The following is a 21,003-nucleotide window of genomic DNA, read 5'->3' on the forward strand; positions in this document are numbered from 1 at the left end:
ACGGCTCATTCCAACTTGATATCATCCGTCAGTCGGCGTTGCCATGTGGGTCTGACAAACCCCTGCCAGCCGCCAATATCCGATACATTCGTTTTGACAGCACAAGCTCTTACGGTGTGCAATCGTTGATCGATCGATTGCATTCGGTGTTTGTGCGCCAATCATACCCATGATCGATTCAAACTCCCCACGGAGCAATGCTAGCACGCGCTGAACCCCTGCGCTGCCGCTTACCGCCAAACCCCAGAGCGCCGGCCGTCCGATCAATGTCGCTCTCGCGCCCAGTGCCAGCGCCTTGGCGATGTCCGCGCCCGTTCGGATGCCGCCGTCGACGAGAATTTCGATCCGCCCGTCCAGACTACCGGCGATCGCCGGTAGCACCTCCGCCGTGGCGAACCCCTCTTCCAGCAGCCGCCCGCCGTGGTTGGAGACGATGATCGCATCGGCGCCATGATCGGCAGCCAGCACGGCATCCTCTGGCGTCATGATGCCCTTGATGACGAGAGGCAGCGCACTTTGCGCCCGTAGCCATTCGATGTCGCGCCATGTCAGTCGCGCATCATGATCCCACCGATCGCCGGGCGCGAGATGTCCGCTGCGGGGATGGCCATGTGCCGGATGGATATGCCCAACCGCCGCCAGCGCCGCGCGCATCGGGCCGAGAACCCAGGGGCGCACGGGCATGTCTACCGTCAGGCAGAATGCCTTGCACCCGGCCGCCGCGGCGCGCGCCATAACATCCGCGACGAAGGCCCGTTCCTGTCCGCAGTACAGCTGGAACCAGAGGTCGGCGCCGGCCTTGCCGACATCTTCCACCGGCAGGCTGCTGTTCATGCTCAGCACCATCACCGTGCCGGCGGCTGCGGCGGCGCGCGCGGTCGCCAATTCCGCGTCGGGATGGACGAGGCCGTGCAGGCCGGACGGTGCGATCATCGCCGGGAATGAGAGTTTCGTCTGCATAACCGTCGTCGATGGATCGCATCGGCTGACATCACGCAGCACGCGCGACCGCAGTCCCCATTCATGCCACGCCCGGCGATTGGCGCGCACACCGGCTCCTTGGCCCGCGCCCTCATTGGCCATGTCACGCGCCGCGGTGGACATCAGCCTCTTGGCCTGTGCTTCGAATTCGTCGAGGTGGAACAGATCGTCCGCAGCGACAGTCATCGCGAAGCTCCGGTCATATCGGCATCGGCGCGTTCATGCGGGGCATTCCACCACTTCGCGCCGCTCTCCGCATGGTATCGGGCTTCATAAGCGCGGCTGATCGTCCAGGCTTCGTCGGTCAGGATGCGCGCCAGCGGCGTGACCTCTGCGCCGGAGAGCCGCGCGCCGCTGATCGTGGTGATGCCGATCGACGCGAGCAGGCGACGCGCACTGTCCAAGATCGGTACCGCCAGGCCAAACATCCGGGGAGCGTGGCCGAGCGTGGCCGTCGCATAACCTTGCCGACGGATCGAGGCGAGCGCCGCCTTCAGGCAGTCCGGCGCGAACGTCGGGTGCGCCTGAAGTCGATCGCGATTGTGGGCCATCACTTCTTCGATCTCGTGCGAATTGAGGAAGGCGAGGAGCGCCAGTCCCGCCGCGCCGACGCCCAACGGCGCGCGCGAGCCGACATGGCCGATCGTCGGGGCATGGCCATCCGGCACACGCTGATCGATGCACAGCCCATCATAGCCCGAGCGCACGAGCAAATGGGCACCGTGCCCGAGTTGGTCGCAGATCCGCACCAGCGAGCCCTTGGCCAAACTGCGCAGGTCATGGTTGGGGCCAGCGGCGGCGCCCAGCGCCACGATTTCCATTCCGAGCCGATAGCGGCGCGATCCTCGCGCGCGCTCCGCAAGCCGCTCGTCGACCAAGGCGACCAGCAATCGGTGTGTCGTCGATGCCGCCAGTCCGGTCGCGGCGGCGACGTCGGCGATGCTTGCGCCTTGGCTGCCATGCACCGCCAGCACGCGCAGTACCGCTGCCGCGCGATTGATGGACTGCGCGCCGGGAGAGGCCGCCTTCCAAGCGATGAACCCATCGGACGTGCCGGGGCTAAGCATGTTGAGCGGATTGTTCCCGCGCGGCGGCGCGAGCCTGATGCGCGTAGACCGAGGCGAGATAGCCGGCGATATAGTCCTCATAGCGGATTGGTGCGAAACCCGCCGAACCATCAGCCCGTGCGCAGGTCGGCACCGGCGCGACCACCGCATCGAACGCGGGATTGTAGAACAGCGGTATCGAATAGCGATCGCGCGGGAGGCCACCGACGACCCTGTGCGGCGTGGCGAGGAAACGTCCGTTGGTGAAACGCACGAGGCAATTCCCGCCGTTCACCAGTATATCGCCGGGCCGTACCGGCGCGGGAATCCACCGTTTCGATCGGGTGAAGATCTCGAGGCCCGCCTCTTTGGCCTGCGGGAGAAGGGTCATGAAGCCGGCGTCGGTATGTGGCGCGGCGCCAAAGTGATCCGGACCACCGAGGTGCGCGGGATAATGGCCGAAGCGGCAGGGAATGTCGGCTCGGACGAAGAACGGAGCGAAATAATCGGCCGGCAAATCGAGCGCCAAGGCATATAGCGGCAGCATCCGCCTACCCAATTGCTCCATGGCCACCATATACTCGCCGACGGTGTCCCGAAATCCGGGGAGTCCTTCCGGCCACTTGTTGCGCCGGAAACGGCGGCCCGCGAGCAGTTCGGGATCGTCATCGGGGATGTCCCGTCGTAGCCACAGCGCCTCGCTGAGATCGGGCTTATGGCGACCATCGACGACCGCATCGCCATATTTGATCTCGCTGCTCTGCATCGGCGCATAGCCGGTTTGCTGCTCATCGATCTTTATGCTCGTTTTGCGATCAAGCGGCTGCGCGTGGAAACGAGACGTCTCCGCGAACATGCGGTCGATCAGATCTTGCGGCACGCCGTGGTTGTGAATGTAAAAGAAACCGATCCGCTCCTGGGCATCGCGCAGACCCGCGCCAAGCTGCTCCGCAGCGCCGGCCTTGCCGGCAAGATAATCGCCGAGATCGAGTACCGGAATTTCTTCCAGTCCGGCTCTCGGCCAGTGATGCTGCGCGGTATCAATCGTCGGCTCGCTCGCCATTCCTGCTTTCCTCTTCCCGACTTGTTTTTCTGTTTCTTCAGATTACCCGGTGGCGAGGGAGGGTCGAGGTTGGGGCTTTCTATTCCATATTATGGAAGAACGACCTGTGACGCCCGGTTGGACGTCAGTCGGTTGCGCCTTCGCCATCGGCCGCGCCCCGCAACACTGCCTCGACGAAGGCGGCCGGATCGTCGAGCATGGGGAAATGGCCGCACCCGGGCAGTACGATCAGAGCGGCGTCCGGGCGAAGTGCCTCGAATTTCGCCCTGTCGGCCAGGGTAGGCCCGTTGCCGCCGATGACCACGGTGGCCGGAACCGAGCCTGCCGCATAGGTGCCGGCGGCATCGAAATCGCGCACCGCCCAGCCGAGATCGACCAGCGTCCAGCTTCCGCATTTGTTACGATCGATGTTCCAGCGACGATGCAGATCCGGGGTGAGCGCGCGGATGCGTTTGGCCAGCGCGTCAAACGGCGTGTCGGGGATGGCGCACATCGCCTCGAACATCGGCCAGTTGGCGTCATACCAGGCGGAATCGCGCAGCGGCGCTTCCGCCAGGACGACGCGCGACAGGCCGGCCGGTCGGGTGACCGCGTGATGCATGGCGATGTAGCCACCGATCGAGACGCCGGCCAGGATCACGTCGGCGAGACCGAGGGCGGCGATCAGACCCGCAAGGGCTTCGTCGTGACCGGCGATCGTCATATGGCGCAGCAGCGGATCGGAATCACCGTGACCCGGCATGTCCCATGCAATCACCCGGTGATGCTCGCTCAGTGGTGCGATCACATGTTCGAACTCGTAGGCCGATCCGCCGCCGCTGTGCAGCAGGACCAACGGCTGACCTTCACCGGCTTCAAGGTAGTGGATGCGACGCCCTTCGACCTGGACGAAACCGTCACGCGCGATCATTCGGATACACTCCCGCTCATGTCGTCCGGTCCTTCGACAACGACCAGTTCGTTGATCCCCGCGCCGCCAAGGCGATAGGCCGCCGCGGCGCGATATTCGGGCGATTGATGGAAGCGCACGGCGGTCGCCACATCGGGAAACTCGACGAGGACATGTCGTTCGAAGGTGGAACCGCCTTCCAGCACGATCTGCCGTCCGCCGCGCGCGAGAAAACGGGCGCCCATCGTCGGAAACAGCAGGGCGCTCGCCTCGCCGGCGCGGCGGGCATATTCGGCGTAGCCATCGGGGTCCACGACATGGGACCGGCCGATCCAATAGGCTTTAGCCATCGTCAGCCTCCGAAATGCCGCAGGATCGCCGCCGCCGTGGCGGTGGGATCATCGGTCTGGGGGAAGTGGCCACTGTCGCCGATGATCTCGAGTTGCACGCGCGGATTGAGTGTCGGCAGCAGCAACGCGGCATCGGGCGCCACGCCCCGAATGCCGTTGAGGAACAGCGTCGGCACCCGGAGCGAGCGGATCCGATCAAGGGTTGCGTCCGCATCGTCGCGGCCGGCCCACAGCACGTCGATCATCGTCCAGCCGCCCGCCTTGTGCCGATCCATGCGAAGCCGGAGCGCGAGGTCCGCGGGGACGGCGCGAAAACGGCCCGCAACCTGTTCGGGGGTCTCGTCCGGAACAGCGAACATCCGTTCGACCATGGGCCAGTGATCGGCCCACCAGCCGCCGTCGCGTGTCATCGGCAGTTCGATCGGGATGCAGCCGGCGAAGCGGTCGGGATGCTCCGCCGCCGCCGCCAGCGCGAAGACCGCGCCGATCGAGGAACCGGCGATGATCGGTGGCGCGGAGCAGAGCGCATCCACCACCTCGAGCAATATGGCGACGTAATCGGCGACTTGAAAATGCCGGGTCAGCCGATCGGAGTCGCCCTGGCCGGGCATGTCCCAGGACATGATCGTGAAGCGATCGGCCAGCGCGGTTGCGAGCGGATCGAATTCATGAGCGGACCGCCCATTGCTGTGCATCAGGAAGAGCGGGGGGCCATCGCCGGTGGCCCGGCAATGTATCCGTCCTGCGCTGGTCGCTGCGAAAAGATCCCTCAAGCTCCGCTCCCGTCGTTTTCCTGATGGTGGGCTCGGGGCAGCGCGCGCGGCATCACAACGACGTGCGACATGGGGCCTTGTCGCTGCGCCGGGTCACACGATCGCGGAATGTCTCGGGCAATCGAGCCCCGGGATAAGGGGGCGGCAGAACAAGGAAATAGCATGGTCGAGGATGTGGCGGGGACGATGAAGCTGGCGCTCCGGCGCTTTGCCAAATCGGTGACGGTAGTGACGACGCGCTGGCAGGGCGAGCGTCTGGCGATGTCGGCGACGGCGGTCGTGGAACTAAGCCTGGACCCGCCGTCGTTGGTCCTGTGCATCAATCGCACCGCGAGCCTCGCCGTGCCGATCGTGCAGGGCGCGGTCTTCGCAATCAACGTGCTGGGCGACGCGCACGACGAACTGCCTTTGCGCTGTATCGCGCCATTCAGGGGCGAGGAGCGGTTCGCGCTGGGTGAATGGCGAGAGGAGCGGGGTGTGCCGGTTCTGGCCGATGCCCAGGCCTGGTTTGTCTGTCACGCCGATCGCGTGATCGATCATGGCACCCATCATGTCGTGATCGCTGCCGTGGACGGGGTCGCTTCGTCCGGCGCGGTGCGGCCGATGGTCTATGTCGATGGCGGCATGTTCCGCACCGTCGCCTTTGCCTGAACAATCATTTCAACGGAGAGCGAGCATGAGCGCGCAGTTACACACGTCGAGCGGTGCCGGCGTCTATGCCTATGATATGCCCAATTTGCCCTGGCAGGAGACTGGTCGCCCCGGCATTCGACAGAAGGCGATCCGGGCCGATCGCGCATCCGGCCACTTCCTTGGGCTCGTCGCGTTCGAGCCGATGATTTCGTCCGGGGTTCATCAGCACCATGGCCCGGCGACGAGCTTGATGCTCGGGGGCTCGCTGAGCGACTATCAGGACAATTACGGCCGCGACACCATAACCATCAACCTCGACGGCACGACGCACGATGCGATCACCTGGGAAGGCTGCTCCTTCGTGTCGCGGCTGGAGGGGGCAACCAGTTATCTGCCGGCCAACGCGGGGCAGGGGGCGGGGCATGTCGGGGCGGGCGAAGCGATCTTCGCCAATCCCCGACCCGAAGAAATGCCCGCGCTCGACTTTCCCCTGCGATCGGCGCGGCAATATGCGACCTCGATCGCGCGGCTCTCGCGGCGCATGCTGTTCGATTACAGTATCGCCAAGGAAAACCACCGCTTCGTCGAGCTGACGTTGTGGCCCGACATGCGCATTCCCGCGCATCGAGTGACGGCGCTCACCGAATGGATGGTGCTGGCTGGTGGGGCCACGATCAACAATGTGCCGGTGCCGATCGGGGCGGTGGTGGTGATCGAGGCCGGCACGGAGGTTTCGATCGAAAGCCAGTTCGGCTGCCGCCTGCTGGCATGGGCGGACGGGCCGATCACCTGGTCCGAGGGGCAATCCCTGCCGGATATCTACGGCTTCTGATTTGCCGCGACCTGCCGGGCCCCACGCCCGGCCGGTCGCGGGCGTTTCAGGCGGCGCGGGCCTTGGCGGGCGCCGCGTCGGCGAAACGTGGCATGATCTGTTCGGCGAAGATGCGCAGCGAATCCTGCGATCCGGTGATGTCGGCCAGCAGCACATAATCGACGCCGGCGTCGCGAAGTACGGCGATCTTGTCGGCCACCTCATGCGGATAGCCGATCAGCGCGGCCTCATCGATAGTCAGCGACGAATCCGAAAAGGTCTTGAGCTTGTCCGTCGCGAAGGAGGAGGAACCGCTTCCCGCCTGCGCACGCAATTGCTCGCGCAGCTTGGCCCGCAATTCGTGTGCCGCACGCCATTCCTGATCGTTGGCGACGAGGTGGAGGGCGCGAGTGACGCCGACCGACGCCGGCTGAAAGGTTCGGCCGCTCTGCTCCACCGCCTGGCGGTAGATGCGGATGCGTTCCGCCACCACATCCGGCGTACCGATCTGGTCGAGGAGCAGGTTGAGCCCCTCGCGCCCGGCACGCGCGATCGATGCCTCGCTCGCCGCGCCGACCCACATCGGCGGATGCGGCCGCTGCACCACGGGCGGATCGATGACGACATCGTCGAAGGACCAGAATTCGCCGCGATGATTGAAACGCTGGTCGCTCATCCAGGCGCGGCGCAGGAAGGCGTAGGTCTCCTCGTAACGGCGATGGGCTTCCTCCATCGAGACGCGGAAACAGGCGAACTCGTTAGGCCGATAGCCACGGCCGATGCCAAAATCGAAGCGGCCCTTGGACAATTGATCGATGGTCGCGACCTGCTCGGCGACCAGGACGGGATTGTGCCACGGCAGCACGACGACGCCGGTGCCCAGGCGAATATTTTTGGTGCGGCCGGCCAGATAGGCCAGCAGCGAAAGGGCCGATGAAATCTGCCCGGTGCCCATGAAATGATGCTCGACCAGGAAGAGGCCGTAATACCCCAGCCGATCCGCTTCCTCGACATAGGCCGTAAAGCCGTCGAGCCCCTGCATACTATCGCTGGCATCCTGGGTGGTCGAAGCGGAGGCACCGCCGAACAGGCCGAATTTCATGTCACTCTCCCAAGCGGCGACCTTGCGCCGCCCCAGCTTGTTTAGCGGTCGGCGGCGTTGTTCGAAGTAACAGCGGCGTGCGACGCGCCGCTGGGCCGTTTCCTAAAATAGCAGGCCTTCGGCCATCAGCGCTTCCTCCTTCATCGCATCGCGGGCGGGCGTCGCATTGTCCTCGCGATGCAGCGGGGTGAGGCCCTGGCCGGTGCGCGTATCGTTCCGGCTGAGCGCGAGCATCGCGTTGATGAATGTCACGAACAGCTCGTTCTGCGAACTGATCGACAGTTTCTCGTACAGCCGCTTGCGATAGGTAAGGACGCTGTTGATCGATATCCCCAGGTTGATGCCCATGCTTTCCGAGGTATGGCCGGTAAGGATGCCGGTGCACACGGCAGCCTCGCGGGGCGTCAGCGTGGCGAAGACCGGCGATTCCTTCATCACCCGCCCGACCAGGAATTGCTCGCGTCCCGCGACCGCGTGGAGATGCGAGAAATGCTTGCGGATGTGGGCCGAGATCATCTCGCCCACCTCCTTCAACAGCCAACGTTGGGAACCGGCGAAGCGAAAGCCCCCGGTGCGCAGGAATAGCACGTAGTAGATCACCCCATCCTGGCCGACCGCAAAACTGGTGAGATCGCTGATGTGGCAGGGCGCGAAGAAAGCATTGCGGAATTCCTCGCAATAGAGTTCGGGGCGCTCGCAATCGAACCAAGCCGCCGGGTCATCCGGCCGCAAGCGAAGCTCGGAGTAATTGGGGTCGAGCAGATACAGATAATCGCAGAAACGATCCGCCGCCGTCCGCGCGGTTTCCCCGTCGATCCGCCCGCAATTCACGACATTTCTGGGCGTTTGGCGGGGCGAGTAAGCAAAGACCATGACGTGATCGACGTCACCCACCGCCTTCACCACGTCCGCCAGTACATCGCCGAAACTGTCTTCCGCGATCGCCAGGGTGAGATGATCGATCCGCGCCATCGACGCGAGGTTGCCGAGCCCCATAAATCTCTCCTGTTGCCATTCATTGATCGAACGGTCGGTCTTGAAATTCTGACCCATGAACGGGGTACGGGTCAAGGGTGCGGCGTTGCCTGCGTCACAATTTCTTGTGAGGCCGACCGAGGCCGTGGCGGCGTTCGGCCCGCGAATCGATTTGCGGGGTTAGCAGTTTCGGGGGCGGCGCGGCGGCCCTGCTCCGCAGATCGTCGCACGTCAGTGTGATGCCTGTCAGCGGCGGCCGAGCCTAGCTTTGCGGCATTGGATACGAGATCGATTGGGGAGTGGCGCCTGCCATGAGCAGCCTGGAATTTTGCGTTTTCGACCATCTCGACGCGCGCGGCGAGCCGATCGCGAAGCTCTATGCTGATCGGCTGGCGTTCGCGGCGGCGGCCGAGCAGGCCGGTTTTGCGGGCTATTATATCGCCGAGCATCATTCCACGCCGCTGGGGCATGCTCCGTCCCCCAGCGTCTTTCTGGCGGCCCTGTCGCAACGAACCGAGCGGATGCGCATCGGATCGATGGTCCATGTCCTGCCGGCCTATCAGCCACTCCGGCTGGCCGAAGAGATCTGCATGCTGGATCATCTCAGCAACGGCCGGCTCGATATCGGGGTGGGGCGGGGTGCTTCGCCCTACGAGATCGGGCTGTACGGAGTCGCGCCGCAGGAGGCGCGGGACATTTTCGAGGAAGCGCTGGCGGTGCTGAAGCAGGCGCTGACCGCGCCGGTGCTGTCTCATCGCGGCACCTTCTTCCGCTATTACGATGTGCCGATGACGATGCGCCCGCTTCAGGCGGGTGGGCCGCCGATGTGGTACGGCGCCTTCACCGAGCGCAACCTCGATTTCGCGGCCGAACACGGCCTCAACATCACCTTGAACGGGCCGCCGCCGCGTCTGCGGCAATTGTCGCACCGCTATCGCGAGCTTTGGGCCGAGCGGCGCCCGGAGGCGCGCCCACCGCAGATCGCCAGCATGTACCAGTTGTTCGTGGCCGAAACCGACGCGGAAGCCGAGCGTATCGCCGCCAACGCTTATGCGATGTGGTATGACAACATGACGCATCTATGGCGCGCCAACAACGCGATGCCACGGGACACGTTGCCGAACAGCCTCGAGGCTGCCCGCAAGGTGGGGTCGTTCGTCGTCGGCAGCGCCGATACCGTTCGTGAGAAACTCCAGGCGATCCTGGAGGCGAGCGGCCTCACCAGACTCCTGCTCCAATGCAACATCGGCGACATGCCGCAGGCGGCAGTGCTGGAATCGATCGGCCGTTTCTCCGCCGAAGTCATGCCGGCATTGGCCCCCGCCGTCGGCCCCGCCATGGCCCGCGCCGCAGCTTGAGCCTGACGCTTCCCCTGGATGGCAAGCGCGCGCTCGTGACCGGCGCCGCGACCGGCATCGGTCGCGCGACGGCCGTTGCGCTGGCCGCTCAAGGGGCTGCGGTCATCATCAATTGTCGCGATGAGGCGCAATGCCCGCAGGCGGAGGCAGTGGTGGCGCAGATCGAGGCGGCCGGGGGATGGGCGAAGATGGTCGTCGCCGATGTCGAGCAGGTGGCCGCGATCCGATCCCTGTTCGCGATGGCGCTCGAAACATGCGGTGGGCTCGATCTGGTCGTGAGCAACGCGGCCGGCAATGCCGCCATCAAGCCGGTCGCCGATACCAGCGAGGCGGAGTATGACCGCGTGACGGCGCTTAACGCGCGCAGTCAATTCTTCGTGATGCAGGAGGCGGCGCGTGCCTTGACGAACGGAGGAAGGATCATCGTGCTGTCGAGCAGCAGCGTCGCCGGACCCTATGCCGGCACGGCCGGCTATGGCGGCGCGAAGCGTGCGGCCGAAATCCACGCCAGGGTTCTGGCTTACGAAGTCGCGGCGCGCGGCATTACCGTGAACATCGTGGCACCGGGGCCGACCGACACCGAAACGATGCAGGCGCAGACCAGCCCGGCCCGCAAGGCCGAGGTGGCCAAGATGATCCCGCTGGGCCGGCTTGGAAAGCCCGACGACATTGCTGACGTCATCACTTTCCTGGCCAGTGATGGCGGCCGATGGATGACCGGACAGATCGTTCAGGTCGGTGGCGGCATCCAATGACGCTGCCTCCATCCCATGCGGATTATGTGATCGTGGGCGGTGGCTCCGCCGGCTGTGTCCTCGCCAGCCGCCTCTCCGAAGATCCGGCCAGCACCGTTATCCTGATCGAAGCGGGTGGCGACCATGCGCCCGGCGAGGAGCCGGCCGACATCGCCGACAGCTTCCCGCGAGCGGCGACGCCCGCCTACATGTGGCCGGGTCTGGTGGCCACTCGCGACGACGGTATCGCTCCACGCCCGTTCGAACAGGCCCGCGTGATCGGCGGCGGATCGAGCATCATGGGCATGCTGGCGCTGCGCGGGCTACCCGGCGATTATGAGGCCTGGGCCGATGCCGGTGCAGCCGGCTGGGGCTGGGCCGACGTGTTGCCTTGGTTCCGCAAGCTGGAACGCGATCAGGATTTCGGCGGCCCGCTACATGGATCGGGCGGACCGGTGCTGATCCGTCGGCATAGGCCCGCTGACTGGCCGCCTTTCTGTCGTGCAATGGAGGCGGTCCTCAACCAGGACGGTCTGCCGACCATCGCCGATCTCAACGGTGAGACGCACGATGGGGTTGGCTCGGTGCCGATGACCAACAGCCCTGCGCGACGGGTGTCCGCCGCATCCGCCTATCTCACGCCGCAGGTTCGCGCCCGGCCTAACCTTCACATACTGGCGGATCAGGCGGTGACGCAGGTTCGGTTCGATGGTCGTCGGGCGGTGGGCGTCCGTATCGGCCGGGGCGATGCTGCCCGCACCATCGATGCGGGCGAGACGATCGTCAGTGCCGGGGCGATCCACTCGCCCGCCTTGCTGATGGCTTCGGGGGTCGGCCCGGCTGGTTTCGTCGTCGAACGGCGAGGGGTCGGCCAGAATCTCCAGAACCACCCGGCCTTGGCAGTCTCCGTCGTTCTGTCGTCCGCTGCCCGGCAGGAAGCGGCGATCCGTCCGGCGTTTCAGAATTGCGTCCGGTACAGCTCGGGCCGTGACGATTGCGCGCCGGGCGATCTTTTCATGACGATCCTCAACAAGACCGGCCTGCATCCCGTCGGGGCGCGGATCGGCGCGCTGATGCTCTCGGTTTATAAGAGTTACAGCCGAGGCTGGGTACGGCCGAACCCGGCCGATCCGCTCGGGCCACCCCAATTCTCCTTCAACCTTCTTTCCGATCCGCGTGACTTCGCGCGGCAGGTGGCCGCGCTGCGGCAGGCCCTGTCGTGGCTGGATCAGCCAGCCGTGAAGCGTGTCGCGAGCGATCCTTTCATCCCGAGCAACATGGCCCTGATCCGCCGTCTCGCTCGAGACGATGCGATGAGCCGGACGATGGGCCACGCCGCATCCGCGCTCTTTTCGCTGCCCGGCCCCATGCGCCGCGCCCTCGTCCGACGGGGCGGTGTGTCTTTGGCTGGATTGGCGGGCGATGAGGCGGCGCTGGGCGATATCGTTCGCCGACACAGCGTGCCCACGGGGCATGTCGTGGGAACCTGCCGTATCGGTCGGGAGGATGATGCCGACGCGGTCGTCGATATCGAATGCCGTGTGATCGGCGTGGACGGCCTTCGGGTCGTCGACGCTTCCGTGATGCCCTCCATCGTGCGGGCAAACACCAATATCCCCGTCATCATGATCGCCGAGCGCATGGCGGACCGCATCCGCGCCGATCGGCGCGCCCGGCCGCAACCCGCGATGGAGACCGCACAGTGAAAATCGATGGTTTCCTGATCGCGATGGCATCGGCCATCGTGTTGGCGTTGCTGTTCCCTTGGGTCGGCATGGACGATGGTCCTGTCCATCTGGGCATCCTCACGACGATCGGCATTGCGGGGGTGTTCTTCCTGCATGGCGCCAATCTGGCGCCCAAGGCGCTGCGTGACGGGGCTCTGCACTGGCGGCTGCACCTGCTGGTGCAGGGGACGACCTTCCTCTTTTTCCCGCTGATCGGCGCAGCGCTCTATTTCGCCAGCGAAGGCTGGTTGCCGGACGGCCTGCGCCTCGGCTTCTTCTATCTGGGGGCTCTGTCATCGACGATCTCTTCGTCCGTCGCGATGACGGCCATGGCGCGCGGTAACGTGGCGGTGGCGGTATTCAACGCGACGTTGTCCGGCTTGATCGGAATGGTCGCCACGCCGCTGCTGGTGAGACTGGTCAGTACGGTCGGCGCGGGCGGCCCGGCTGTGGGGGAGGCGATCCTCGATATCCTCAAGACGCTTCTGCTGCCCTTCGCGCTGGGGCAGGCGTGCCGACCGCTGATCGGCGCCTTCCTCCATCGCCACAAGAAGGTCGTATCGACCCTGGATCGTGGCGTGATCGTGCTAATCGTCTTCGGCTCCTTCGCAGAATCGACCGCCTCGGGCCTCTGGCGCCAGTTCTCTCCCCAGAGTTTTCTGATCGTCACCGGGCTTGCAGCCGGAATGCTGGCGCTCGCGCTGTTCTTTACGATTAGCATCAGCCGTCTGTTGAAGCTCGACACGGCGGACGAGGCGGCGGCGGTTTTCTGCGGATCGAAGAAGAGCCTGGCGAACGGCGCGCCCATCGCCAAAATCCTGTTCGCGGGCAATCCGGCGATCGGCATGATCGTGCTTCCGGTGCTGCTCTATCACCAGATCCAGCTGATCGTGTGCGCCAGCCTGGCGCGCCGTTACGCGTTACACATCCAGCGCTTGGCGCCGCTGTCGGAGCCCTCGGAAAGCGCATTTCAATCGTAATTATGATAGCAAAATATATTGCATCATAGTGCATGTAAGCGTAATTACAGAATCAGACGCCGGAGAGCGACCCGTGGAGAGCGACATGCCTCAAGGCCATTCCGTGGCAGATATCATCGATGAAGCGCCGGTAGGTTGGCTACAGATCCGCACTTTCATCTTCTGCATCCTGGTGTCGCTCCTGGACGGGTTCGACACCCAGTCGATCGCTTTCGTCGCTCCCTCCATCTCGACCGAATGGGGCTTGTCGAAACTGAGCTTCGGGTTCGTATTCTCCGCTACCTTGCTAGGTACGGTGATCGGCGCGGCGGTCTTCGGCGTGCTGGCCGATCGGGTGGGTCGCAAGCGGCTGGTACTGCTGAACACGGTGATCTTCGGCCTGTTCACCGGTGCCTGCGCGTTCGCCCGCAATGTGGAGATGCTGCTGCTGTTCCGGCTGCTCGGCGGCATTGGGATGGGGGGCGTGATCCCCAACATGATGGCGCTGGCATCGGAATATGCTCCTCGACGCAAGCGGGCCACCATCGTGACCTTCACATTGTGGGGGTTCCCCGCCGGGGCGGCCCTGGGTGGCCTGGCGGCGACCCCGCTGATCGCGCGGTTCGGTTGGGAGTCGGTGTTCGTCGCCGGCGCGATCGCGCCGTTGGTGCTGGCGGCCTTCCTGCTTCCGTACCTGCCGGAATCGCTACGCTTCCTGGAGCAGCGCGCCACCAATCGGCCAATGATCGTGCAGCTGCTTCGTCGCATCGATCCCGTTCGTGCCAGTGGGGCCGTGCTGGTCCCTGCGTCTGCGGAAGAGGCGCGCCAAGCCGGCGTCGGCATATTGTTCACCAAGGGGCTCGCGCTACCGACGGCCGTGATTTCGGCCGCCATGTTCCTCAGCCTGTTTCTCACCTACCTGCTGCTCAACTGGATCCCGCTACTGCTTGAGGCGGCCGGCATGTCGTTGGCCCAGGCCATCCTCGGCACCGTGGCCGTCAATCTCGGCGGCATCGCCGGCAGCTATCTGCTGGCCCGCGTGATCGATAATGTCGCGCAGCCGCTCTGGTATCTGATCGTGGGCTATCTCGCGGCGGGCTGCGTGATTGCGTTGACCGGTCGGATGGTCGGATCGCCGGCCCTGGTGCTGATGACGCTGGCAGGCTGTGGCGTGTTCCTCATCGGCACGCAGATGTCTCTCAGCGCCTATGCCGCGACGCGCTTCCCACCAGCGGTCCGTGGCCGCGCTGTCGGCTTCATACAGGCGGTTGGCCGGACCGGCTCGCTGATCGGTCCCGTGGTGGGCGGGGCGCTCCTCGGCTTCGGCGTGTCGCCAAAGGGCCTGTTCGCCCTGGGCTTCCTGCCTGCCGCGCTCGCGGCGTTGCTCCTCGTCATTCTGGCGGGCTCGGTCCGCCGCCACCTCATGTTCGGACAAGGAAGACCTCATGTCGCATACCCTTGATGGCAAGGGCGCCATCGTAACCGGCGCGTCGCGCGGGATCGGTCGCGAGATCGCTATCAAACTCGCCGCGCAGGGGGCTCAGGTCGCCGTGAACTATCCCTTCGATCGCGAGGCAGCGGCGGCGGAGGAGGTTGTGAACGAGATCCGCGCAGCCGGCGGCATTGCCCAGGCGGTGAAGGCCGACGTGCGCGACATAGCACAGATCGAGGCGATGTTCGCCGAAGCCGCCGAAGCCTTTGGCGGGATCGATATCGTCGTGAGTAACGCCGGCGGCGATGCCGTGGTGAAGCCGGTCGTCGACGTAACCGAGGCCGAATATGATGCCGCGATGGCGCTTAACGCCCGCGCCAACTTCTTCGTGCTGCGGCAGGCGGCGCGGACCGTGAGGGACGGCGGGCGGATCGTGGTCATCGCCAGCAGCATGACGGCACTCTGCTATCCGGGGTCCGCCATCTACGGCGGCGCCAAGGCGGCGGCCGAACATTATGCCCGCGTGCTTGCCAAGGAACTGGGACCGCGCGGCGTGACGGTCAACGCCGTGTCGCCGGGCTTCGTCGACACCGAAGCCACGCGGGCGGCCGGAAATGTCGAGGAACGCTACGAAATGGCGCTCAGGCAGACGCCGCTCGGCCGGATCGGCGAGGCGGACGACATCGCAGACGTCGTCGCTTTCGTTGCTGGCAGCGGCGCACGCTGGATAACCGGGCAGAATCTGCGGGTCGGCGGCGGCATCGTCTGAACAGAAGGGGGCGGAAAATGACGCGAGTGGGTATCGGCGGCATCGAACTGACCGGTGCGGACGAAACGATCGTCGCGGGCGGTCTGTCGCTTCCCGTGCATGTCTACCGGCCTGAGCCGGGCGCGGAGCGGCCGTCGGCGGCGCTGATCCTGTGCCCCGGCGGGATCGGCACGGGGATGTTCGAGATCATGGAATGGATCGCGGGGGCCGCGCGCGATGCCGGCATCTTCACGGTCACGACGAGCTGGCGCGCGCCTTCGCCGGAACATGACCCGGACGACGTCTCAATGGTGGTCGACTGGCTTCAGCAGCAGCCCGATGTGGATGGCGAGCGGATCGCGATCATGGGTATGTCGCGCGGTGGGAACGCCACCCTGCGGGCGGCGGCGCTCGATACGCGGCTCAAGCTCGTCGTCACGTTCGGCCCGGCCACGAATTTCGTGCAGCAGGCTGAGGGGACGGCGGTCTACGCGCCCGGCCGCCACCGGATGCTCGTCGATTGGCTCGGTGATCCGGTTGAGAAGCGGTCTTTCTACGAGAAGGTCCAGGCCATCGGATATGCGGACCGCATCAAACAACCCGTACTGATGGTCCATGGCCAGCACGACATGCATTCGCCGCCGGAGCAGTCGATCTGGATGAAGGAGGCGATCGAGGCCGCCGGCAACAGTGACGTCGATCTGCGGATCGTGCCGATGATGGGCCATTATGGCGATGTCATCCCGAACAGTTACGGCTTCGATCAGCTTCGAGCGATCATCATCCCGTATCTTCAGCAAAGACTGAAGTAATCGCGGCCCGAGCGGGCGCAACACTCAGTATCAAAGATGCCGCAGCCAAGAATGCGGCGCAATCAAGGGGAGAGATGTATGACTAACAAGGCCATGATGATGCTCGGCGCAACCGCGCTGGCGACGATGGTGTGCGCCGCACCGGCGCTGGCGCAGTCTCAACCTGCGGCGCCAGCGGTGCCCGTCGCCAGCGAGCAGGCGACCGATGGCGACATCGTCGTCACCGCGTTGCGCCGTGACCAGCGTCTTCAGGAAGCGCCGGCCGCCGTTTCGGTCGTCACGTCCGAGACCATCCAGAACGCGGGCGTGCAATCGCTCAACGACGTCGGCAAACTGGTGCCCAGCCTGCGTTTCGAGGCGGGATTGCGCCCGGGCGTACCCAGCATTGCGCTGCGGGGCATCGCGGCGGTCCAAGGGGGCGATGCGCCCTTCTCGCTCATCGTCGATGGCGTGCAGGTGCCGTTCCTGGAGCTGGTCAATCAGGATCTGCTCGATATCGCGAGCGTCGAGCTGCTGAAGGGGCCGCAGGGCGCGCTATACGGACGCGGCGCCATCGCGGGTGCGCTCATCATCAACACGCAGGCACCCGGTGACGAATTTCGCGGATCGCTCAAGCTGTCGGCTGAGGGCGGCGGGGATTATCGCGGAGCGGCCACGGTCTCCGGCCCGCTGATCGACGGCGTGCTCTCCGCCAAGGTGACCGGGTCCTATCGCAAGCGCGACGGCATGATCTACATCCGCACGCTCGATCGGGACGGCGATTATGCCGATGACGGCACGTTGCGCGGGCAACTCCACTTCACGCCGGGCGCCGACACGGCGATCGACCTGATTGGATCCTATACCAAGGCCAAGGACGGCTGGGCCTTGTTCGCGCAGATCCCGGTCGGCGTGCCCGGCGCCATCAAGGATTTCGACACCTACAAGCCCAACCAGAACGTGAAGCCCGTGACGCGGCGGACGCTGTGGAACACGGCACTGAAGATCAACCAGAAGGTCGGCATCGGCACCATCACGTCGGTGACGCAATATGCCTATGCCCTGGCACGCAATTTCAACGACTTCGACTATTCGCCCGTACCCGGTCGGGTGAATACCAATCCGATCAAGGATACGGCCTTCAACCAGGATCTGCGCTTCAGTTCGACGCTGGATGGCGCCTTCAACTTCATCGTCGGCGCTTTCTATCAGAAGCGCATCGGCCATAACGACGTCAATATCCGGCCCGATCCGGCGGCGGTGCCGCCGCTGCTGCCGAGCCAGACGACCCTCCAGCACCTGACCAGCGAGGCGTGGGCCGGTTATGGTCAGGCCAACCTAGAGCTGGGCGCGTGGAGCCTGACGGCGGCTGTCCGCTACGATGAAGACAAGCGGTTCGACGAGCTAACGAACGTGCCCGGCAGCGGCGTGAGTAATACCTTTAGTGCCTGGCAGCCGTCCGCGACCGTCAAGTATCAATTCTCTCCCGACTTCATGGCTTATGGCACTGTCGGGCGCGGTTTCCGCAGTGGAGGCTTCAACGCGCAGAACCTTGTGATCCCGGCAATTGGGGCGCAGCGCATCTATCCCAAGGAAATGTCCACCAGTTACGAAGCCGGCTTCAAGTCGCAGGCGTTCAACCGGCGGCTAACGTTCAACGTCGCGGCCTTCCTCACCAATTTCGAGAATTCGCAGTTCCAGCAAACGCTCGTCGTTCCGGTGCCCGCGCGTTTCATCACGTCGATTCCGAAGGTTCGGGTGAAAGGGCTGGAGGCCGATATTGTGCTGCGCCCCGTCGCGGACGTAACGATCACCGGGGCGGTCTCGATCACCCATGCCAGAATTCGCGATTTCAACGGCACCGCGCTCTACGTCGGCAATCAGCCCCCGAACGTCTATTCGGACAATGAGCAGCTCAGCATCCAGTATAATCCCGAGGTGATGGACGGATATCGGGCGCTGTTCCGCCTCGATGGCAACCGGCGAGGCAAGATCTCGTACGATCTGACCGAACAATTCACCTTCCAGCCGGCGGCCTTCCTTGATGCCCGCGTCGGCGTGGAGGCGGATCGCTGGACGCTCGCGGTGTATGGCAAGAACCTGACCAGCAAGCGCGCACCCGATTTCTTCTCGCCGCTCGCCTTCCGCGTTGCGAGCGCGCGACTGGAAAATCTGTCGTTCCGCGCCGGCGTCGAGCTGAGCGTGAAGTTCGGGGCGCGTTGATCCGGCATGGCGATCACCGATCTCCTGAAAGGGCAGACCGCCATCGTCACCGGGGCAGCGCGCGGCATCGGGCGAGGGATAGCGACGCTGTTCCTCGCCCAGGGGGCTTGTGTGGTGACGGCGGACATCGACGCTATCGCCGATTTCGACGGCGCGGACGGCCGTGTCCTGAAGGTCGCGGCGGATGTGTCGCGTGACGGCGACGTCGCGGCGACGGTTCGGGCGGCGGTCGATCATTTCGGCGGGCTCGACTGTATCGTGAACAATGCGGCGCGGCCGGGACCGATCGAGGGTATCGCCGATCTGGCGGCAGAGGCGTTCGAGGCGACCATCGCGCTCGTGCTAGGCAGCGTCTACTCGGGAATCCGCCATGCCGTGCCGGTGATGCGCGCGCAGGGCAGGGGCGGCTCGATCGTCAATATCGGGTCGACGTCGGCGCTCGTCGCTTCATCCGTGCTCCAGCCCTATGGCGCGGCCAAGGCGGGGGTATCGATGCTGACCCGATCGACTGCGGTCGAGCTGGCGGCGGATCGCATCCGGGTCAATTGCCTCTGCCCCGGCGGAATCGCGACCGCGCTCTACGGCCTGTCGGCGGGCCTCGATCCCGAGGCGGCCGCATCGCGGATCGATGTCGTGGCCGGTAATCTGGCCGCGCAACTTCCTCTGGGGCGCGCCGGTACGCCCGAGGACGTTGCCCATGCCGCGCTGTTTCTGGCGAGCAGCCTGTCCACATTCGTGACCGGTCAGATCATCGCTGTCGATGGCGGCATGACCGCCGGTCGGCCGATGCCGCCGGGCGTCACCCCCGATCGCTTCTTCGGCCGCGTCGCCGGCATCGATCCTCAATCCTGACGTGGATATCATGACAACAGCTGTACTCCCGCCGCTGCCGCCCATCGTCGATGAGGCAAGCGCACGCCTCCATCTGGCTGCACTGTACCGCCTGATCGATCGGCATTTCCCGTCGACCGACGGTGTTTACAATCATCTGAGCCTGAGGGTGCCGGGCCATCCGGATTTGTTCCTGATGAAACGTCATGAGCTTCTGTACGAAGAGGTGACCGCGTCGAACCTTGCGGTCGCCGATATGACGAAGCCCTTCGATCCGAATTGGCAGGTCAACGGGCCGGGCTTCGTGCTGCACGGGGCGATCCTGCTCGCCCGGCCGGACGTGAATTGCGTGGTTCATATCCATAGCTCGGTGGGTCTGGCGATGGCGGCCCATGGATCCGGCTTGCGCATGCTGTCGCAGAACGCCCTGCGCTTTCACAACCGCATCGGCTATCACGATTACGAGGGCATCACGGAGGACGCCGGTGAGGGCCCACGGATCGCAACGGCGCTCGGCGCCGATGGGATCGCGGTCGTGCTGCGCAATCATGGCTTGGCGATCGTCGGCAACACGCCGCGCGACGGCTTTGAACGGACGAGAGACCTGCTGATCGCGTGCGAGACGCAGCTCATGCTGGAGGCAACCGGGGCCCCGATGATCGAAGTGCCGGAAATGGTGCGGGAGAAGGTCGCGCGTCAGTATGTTGCGCATGATGCGGGGCGGGGCGGGGCCGACTGGCCGGCCTGGGTCCGCCACATCGACCGGCTCGATCCCGGTTATCGCGACTGACGTGCGGCGCCGGGCACCATCACCTAGCGATAATCGTCCCATAATCGGGTGCCGCCACGCAGCATGGTCAGCGTCTCGCGTTCGACATTGTGCTGATGCAGTTCGATCGCCGCGACGGCAGCCTGCCTGTCGCGCGCCATCAACTGTTCCAGCAGGGCTTCATGCTCGTCGATAAAATGGTCGCCGACATGGGCCTGATCCATGCCTTGGAACCGCGCGCGGCGGAGATGCGCGACGAGGGAGCGATGGATGTCGATCAGCGACTGGTTGCCGGTGCTTTCGACCAGGGCGCAATGAAACCGCTCGTTGGCGTTGAAATATTCGACGGGTTTGGCCGATCGCTGGGCGTCGAGGAGCCGCTCGTGCAGCGCGCGCAGCGTGGCCACGGCCGCGTCCGGCGCATGATCGCAGATCCAGCCCACCGAATAGCCTTCGATCATGCGCACGATATCGAACTTGTCGGCGACGTCGGCGGCGCGGATTTCCGACACCATCGGGCCGCGACGAGGCCGGAGATCGACAAGACCTTCGGCGGCCAAGACCTTGAGCGACTCGCGGATCGGCGTGCGCGAGATACCGAAGTGAACGCACAGATCCTTTTCGGAGATCGGATCGCCCGCCGGCAGTTCGCCGGACACGATCATGTCGCGCAGACGATCGGCGATACGGTCATGCAGCGGCTGATCGGCGACCGGCGTGAGCGAAGCCGTATCGCCGCGCTCCTCTTCCTGCCGTTCGGTCGATCTGGCACCCATCGCTTATGCTTTGCGCATCGCGGCATACAGGG

21 protein-coding genes are annotated in these 21,003 nt (G+C 65.0%); 12 read left to right on the forward strand and 9 right to left on the reverse strand.

Translation table 11 applies throughout. The annotated features are described in order from the left end of the window. Positions 1–21: 21 nt before the first annotated feature. The 6 genes from PQ455_RS04365 to PQ455_RS04390 all read right to left on the reverse strand — a co-directional run bounded on the left by PQ455_RS04365 (position 22) and on the right by PQ455_RS04390 (position 5,102). Positions 22–1,167 (reverse strand): alpha-hydroxy acid oxidase, encoded by a 1,146-nt coding sequence (locus PQ455_RS04365; RefSeq protein WP_273689515.1) that lies wholly within the window; start codon positions 1,165–1,167, stop codon positions 22–24. Beyond that, on the reverse strand, positions 1,164–2,048 hold the full coding sequence (locus tag PQ455_RS04370) for an IclR family transcriptional regulator (RefSeq protein WP_273689517.1): 885 nt from the start codon (positions 2,046–2,048) through the stop codon (positions 1,164–1,166). The genes PQ455_RS04365 and PQ455_RS04370 overlap by 4 nt, the downstream gene beginning before the upstream one ends. After that, positions 2,041–3,090: an isopenicillin N synthase family dioxygenase gene (locus tag PQ455_RS04375; protein ID WP_273689519.1), complete on the reverse strand. Its 1,050-nt coding sequence runs from the start codon at positions 3,088–3,090 to the stop codon at positions 2,041–2,043. Before PQ455_RS04375 ends, PQ455_RS04370 begins: the two co-directional genes overlap by 8 nt. Positions 3,091–3,214: 124 nt before the next feature. After that, a complete protein-coding gene (locus PQ455_RS04380) occupies positions 3,215–4,000 on the reverse strand; it encodes an alpha/beta fold hydrolase (protein ID WP_273689521.1) in 786 nt (261 codons plus the stop codon). Continuing rightward, complete coding sequence (locus tag PQ455_RS04385) at positions 3,997–4,329, reverse strand: DUF1330 domain-containing protein (RefSeq protein WP_273689523.1); 333 nt, start codon at positions 4,327–4,329, stop codon at positions 3,997–3,999. The genes PQ455_RS04380 and PQ455_RS04385 overlap by 4 nt, the downstream gene beginning before the upstream one ends. A gap of 2 nt (positions 4,330–4,331) precedes the next feature. Next, complete coding sequence (locus PQ455_RS04390) at positions 4,332–5,102, reverse strand: alpha/beta fold hydrolase (RefSeq protein WP_273689525.1); 771 nt, start codon at positions 5,100–5,102, stop codon at positions 4,332–4,334. Between the two features lie 186 nt (positions 5,103–5,288). On the opposite strand from PQ455_RS04390, the gene PQ455_RS04395 reads away from it, so the two are divergent. Together PQ455_RS04395 and PQ455_RS04400 are read left to right on the forward strand one after the other, a co-directional pair. Beyond that, positions 5,289–5,753 (forward strand): flavin reductase family protein, encoded by a 465-nt coding sequence (locus tag PQ455_RS04395; protein WP_273689526.1) that lies wholly within the window; start codon positions 5,289–5,291, stop codon positions 5,751–5,753. Positions 5,754–5,778: 25 nt separating this feature from the next. Next, positions 5,779–6,567 carry a cupin domain-containing protein gene (locus PQ455_RS04400; RefSeq protein ID WP_273689527.1) on the forward strand — a complete coding sequence of 263 codons (789 nt, stop codon included), beginning with the start codon at positions 5,779–5,781 and terminating at the stop codon, positions 6,565–6,567. A 46-nt stretch (positions 6,568–6,613) separates the two neighbouring features. On the opposite strand, the gene PQ455_RS04405 is transcribed toward PQ455_RS04400, so the two are convergent. Then, positions 6,614–7,648 carry an LLM class flavin-dependent oxidoreductase gene (locus PQ455_RS04405; RefSeq protein WP_273689528.1) on the reverse strand — a complete coding sequence of 345 codons (1,035 nt, stop codon included), beginning with the start codon at positions 7,646–7,648 and terminating at the stop codon, positions 6,614–6,616. Positions 7,649–7,750: 102 nt separating this feature from the next. After that, positions 7,751–8,644, reverse strand: a complete 894-nt coding sequence (locus tag PQ455_RS04410) for a helix-turn-helix transcriptional regulator (protein WP_273689529.1) — start codon at positions 8,642–8,644, stop codon at positions 7,751–7,753. Positions 8,645–8,934: 290 nt separating this feature from the next. Here PQ455_RS04410 and PQ455_RS04415 point away from each other — a divergent pair, with 290 nt between their 5' ends. From PQ455_RS04415 to PQ455_RS04460, 10 genes are all read left to right on the forward strand, one after another. Further along, positions 8,935–9,981 (forward strand): LLM class flavin-dependent oxidoreductase, encoded by a 1,047-nt coding sequence (locus tag PQ455_RS04415; protein WP_273689531.1) that lies wholly within the window; start codon positions 8,935–8,937, stop codon positions 9,979–9,981. Then, on the forward strand, positions 9,978–10,736 hold the full coding sequence (locus tag PQ455_RS04420) for an SDR family oxidoreductase (protein WP_273689532.1): 759 nt from the start codon (positions 9,978–9,980) through the stop codon (positions 10,734–10,736). The genes PQ455_RS04415 and PQ455_RS04420 overlap by 4 nt, the downstream gene beginning before the upstream one ends. Then, complete coding sequence (locus PQ455_RS04425) at positions 10,733–12,421, forward strand: GMC family oxidoreductase (RefSeq protein ID WP_273689534.1); 1,689 nt, start codon at positions 10,733–10,735, stop codon at positions 12,419–12,421. The genes PQ455_RS04420 and PQ455_RS04425 overlap by 4 nt, the downstream gene beginning before the upstream one ends. Next, positions 12,418–13,422, forward strand: a complete 1,005-nt coding sequence (locus tag PQ455_RS04430) for a bile acid:sodium symporter family protein (RefSeq protein WP_273689535.1) — start codon at positions 12,418–12,420, stop codon at positions 13,420–13,422. Before PQ455_RS04425 ends, PQ455_RS04430 begins: the two co-directional genes overlap by 4 nt. Before the next feature lie 73 nt (positions 13,423–13,495). Then, positions 13,496–14,863 carry an MFS transporter gene (locus PQ455_RS04435; protein WP_273689537.1) on the forward strand — a complete coding sequence of 456 codons (1,368 nt, stop codon included), beginning with the start codon at positions 13,496–13,498 and terminating at the stop codon, positions 14,861–14,863. Beyond that, positions 14,847–15,602, forward strand: a complete 756-nt coding sequence (locus PQ455_RS04440; RefSeq protein ID WP_273689539.1) for an SDR family oxidoreductase — start codon at positions 14,847–14,849, stop codon at positions 15,600–15,602. Before PQ455_RS04435 ends, PQ455_RS04440 begins: the two co-directional genes overlap by 17 nt. 17 nt (positions 15,603–15,619) lie before the next feature. Beyond that, complete coding sequence (locus PQ455_RS04445; protein ID WP_273689541.1) at positions 15,620–16,393, forward strand: alpha/beta hydrolase family protein; 774 nt, start codon at positions 15,620–15,622, stop codon at positions 16,391–16,393. Positions 16,394–16,471: 78 nt separating this feature from the next. Continuing rightward, positions 16,472–18,595 (forward strand): TonB-dependent receptor, encoded by a 2,124-nt coding sequence (locus tag PQ455_RS04450; RefSeq protein ID WP_273689543.1) that lies wholly within the window; start codon positions 16,472–16,474, stop codon positions 18,593–18,595. Positions 18,596–18,601: 6 nt separating this feature from the next. After that, entirely contained in the window at positions 18,602–19,447 is an 846-nt protein-coding gene (locus PQ455_RS04455; protein WP_273689544.1) for an SDR family NAD(P)-dependent oxidoreductase, read from the forward strand. A gap of 10 nt (positions 19,448–19,457) precedes the next feature. Continuing rightward, positions 19,458–20,216, forward strand: coding sequence for a class II aldolase/adducin family protein (locus tag PQ455_RS04460; RefSeq protein ID WP_273689546.1), 759 nt, complete (start codon positions 19,458–19,460; stop codon positions 20,214–20,216). A 23-nt stretch (positions 20,217–20,239) separates the two neighbouring features. Here PQ455_RS04460 and PQ455_RS04465 read toward each other — a convergent pair whose 3' ends face one another. Continuing rightward, positions 20,240–20,971, reverse strand: coding sequence for a GntR family transcriptional regulator (locus tag PQ455_RS04465; protein WP_273689548.1), 732 nt, complete (start codon positions 20,969–20,971; stop codon positions 20,240–20,242). Between the last annotated feature and the right edge of the window lie 32 nt (positions 20,972–21,003).

The sequence above is a fragment of the Sphingomonas naphthae genome, assembly GCF_028607085.1.
In the GTDB taxonomy this organism is placed as follows: Bacteria; Pseudomonadota; Alphaproteobacteria; order Sphingomonadales; family Sphingomonadaceae; genus Sphingomonas_Q; species Sphingomonas_Q naphthae.

Coding starts and splice junctions, on each gene's coding strand:
- PQ455_RS04365 (WP_273689515.1), bottom strand. CDS start 1,167: ATGACTGTCGCTGCGGACGATCTGTTCCACCTCGACGAATTCGAAGCA.
- PQ455_RS04370 (WP_273689517.1), bottom strand. CDS start 2,048: ATGCTTAGCCCCGGCACGTCCGATGGGTTCATCGCTTGGAAGGCGGCC.
- PQ455_RS04375 (WP_273689519.1), bottom strand. CDS start 3,090: ATGGCGAGCGAGCCGACGATTGATACCGCGCAGCATCACTGGCCGAGA.
- PQ455_RS04380 (WP_273689521.1), bottom strand. CDS start 4,000: ATGATCGCGCGTGACGGTTTCGTCCAGGTCGAAGGGCGTCGCATCCAC.
- PQ455_RS04385 (WP_273689523.1), bottom strand. CDS start 4,329: ATGGCTAAAGCCTATTGGATCGGCCGGTCCCATGTCGTGGACCCCGAT.
- PQ455_RS04395 (WP_273689526.1), top strand. CDS start 5,289: ATGAAGCTGGCGCTCCGGCGCTTTGCCAAATCGGTGACGGTAGTGACG.
- PQ455_RS04400 (WP_273689527.1), top strand. CDS start 5,779: ATGAGCGCGCAGTTACACACGTCGAGCGGTGCCGGCGTCTATGCCTAT.
- PQ455_RS04405 (WP_273689528.1), bottom strand. CDS start 7,648: ATGAAATTCGGCCTGTTCGGCGGTGCCTCCGCTTCGACCACCCAGGAT.
- PQ455_RS04410 (WP_273689529.1), bottom strand. CDS start 8,644: ATGGGGCTCGGCAACCTCGCGTCGATGGCGCGGATCGATCATCTCACC.
- PQ455_RS04415 (WP_273689531.1), top strand. CDS start 8,935: ATGAGCAGCCTGGAATTTTGCGTTTTCGACCATCTCGACGCGCGCGGC.
- PQ455_RS04425 (WP_273689534.1), top strand. CDS start 10,733: ATGACGCTGCCTCCATCCCATGCGGATTATGTGATCGTGGGCGGTGGC.
- PQ455_RS04440 (WP_273689539.1), top strand. CDS start 14,847: ATGTCGCATACCCTTGATGGCAAGGGCGCCATCGTAACCGGCGCGTCG.
- PQ455_RS04445 (WP_273689541.1), top strand. CDS start 15,620: ATGACGCGAGTGGGTATCGGCGGCATCGAACTGACCGGTGCGGACGAA.
- PQ455_RS04450 (WP_273689543.1), top strand. CDS start 16,472: ATGACTAACAAGGCCATGATGATGCTCGGCGCAACCGCGCTGGCGACG.
- PQ455_RS04455 (WP_273689544.1), top strand. CDS start 18,602: ATGGCGATCACCGATCTCCTGAAAGGGCAGACCGCCATCGTCACCGGG.
- PQ455_RS04460 (WP_273689546.1), top strand. CDS start 19,458: ATGACAACAGCTGTACTCCCGCCGCTGCCGCCCATCGTCGATGAGGCA.
- PQ455_RS04465 (WP_273689548.1), bottom strand. CDS start 20,971: ATGGGTGCCAGATCGACCGAACGGCAGGAAGAGGAGCGCGGCGATACG.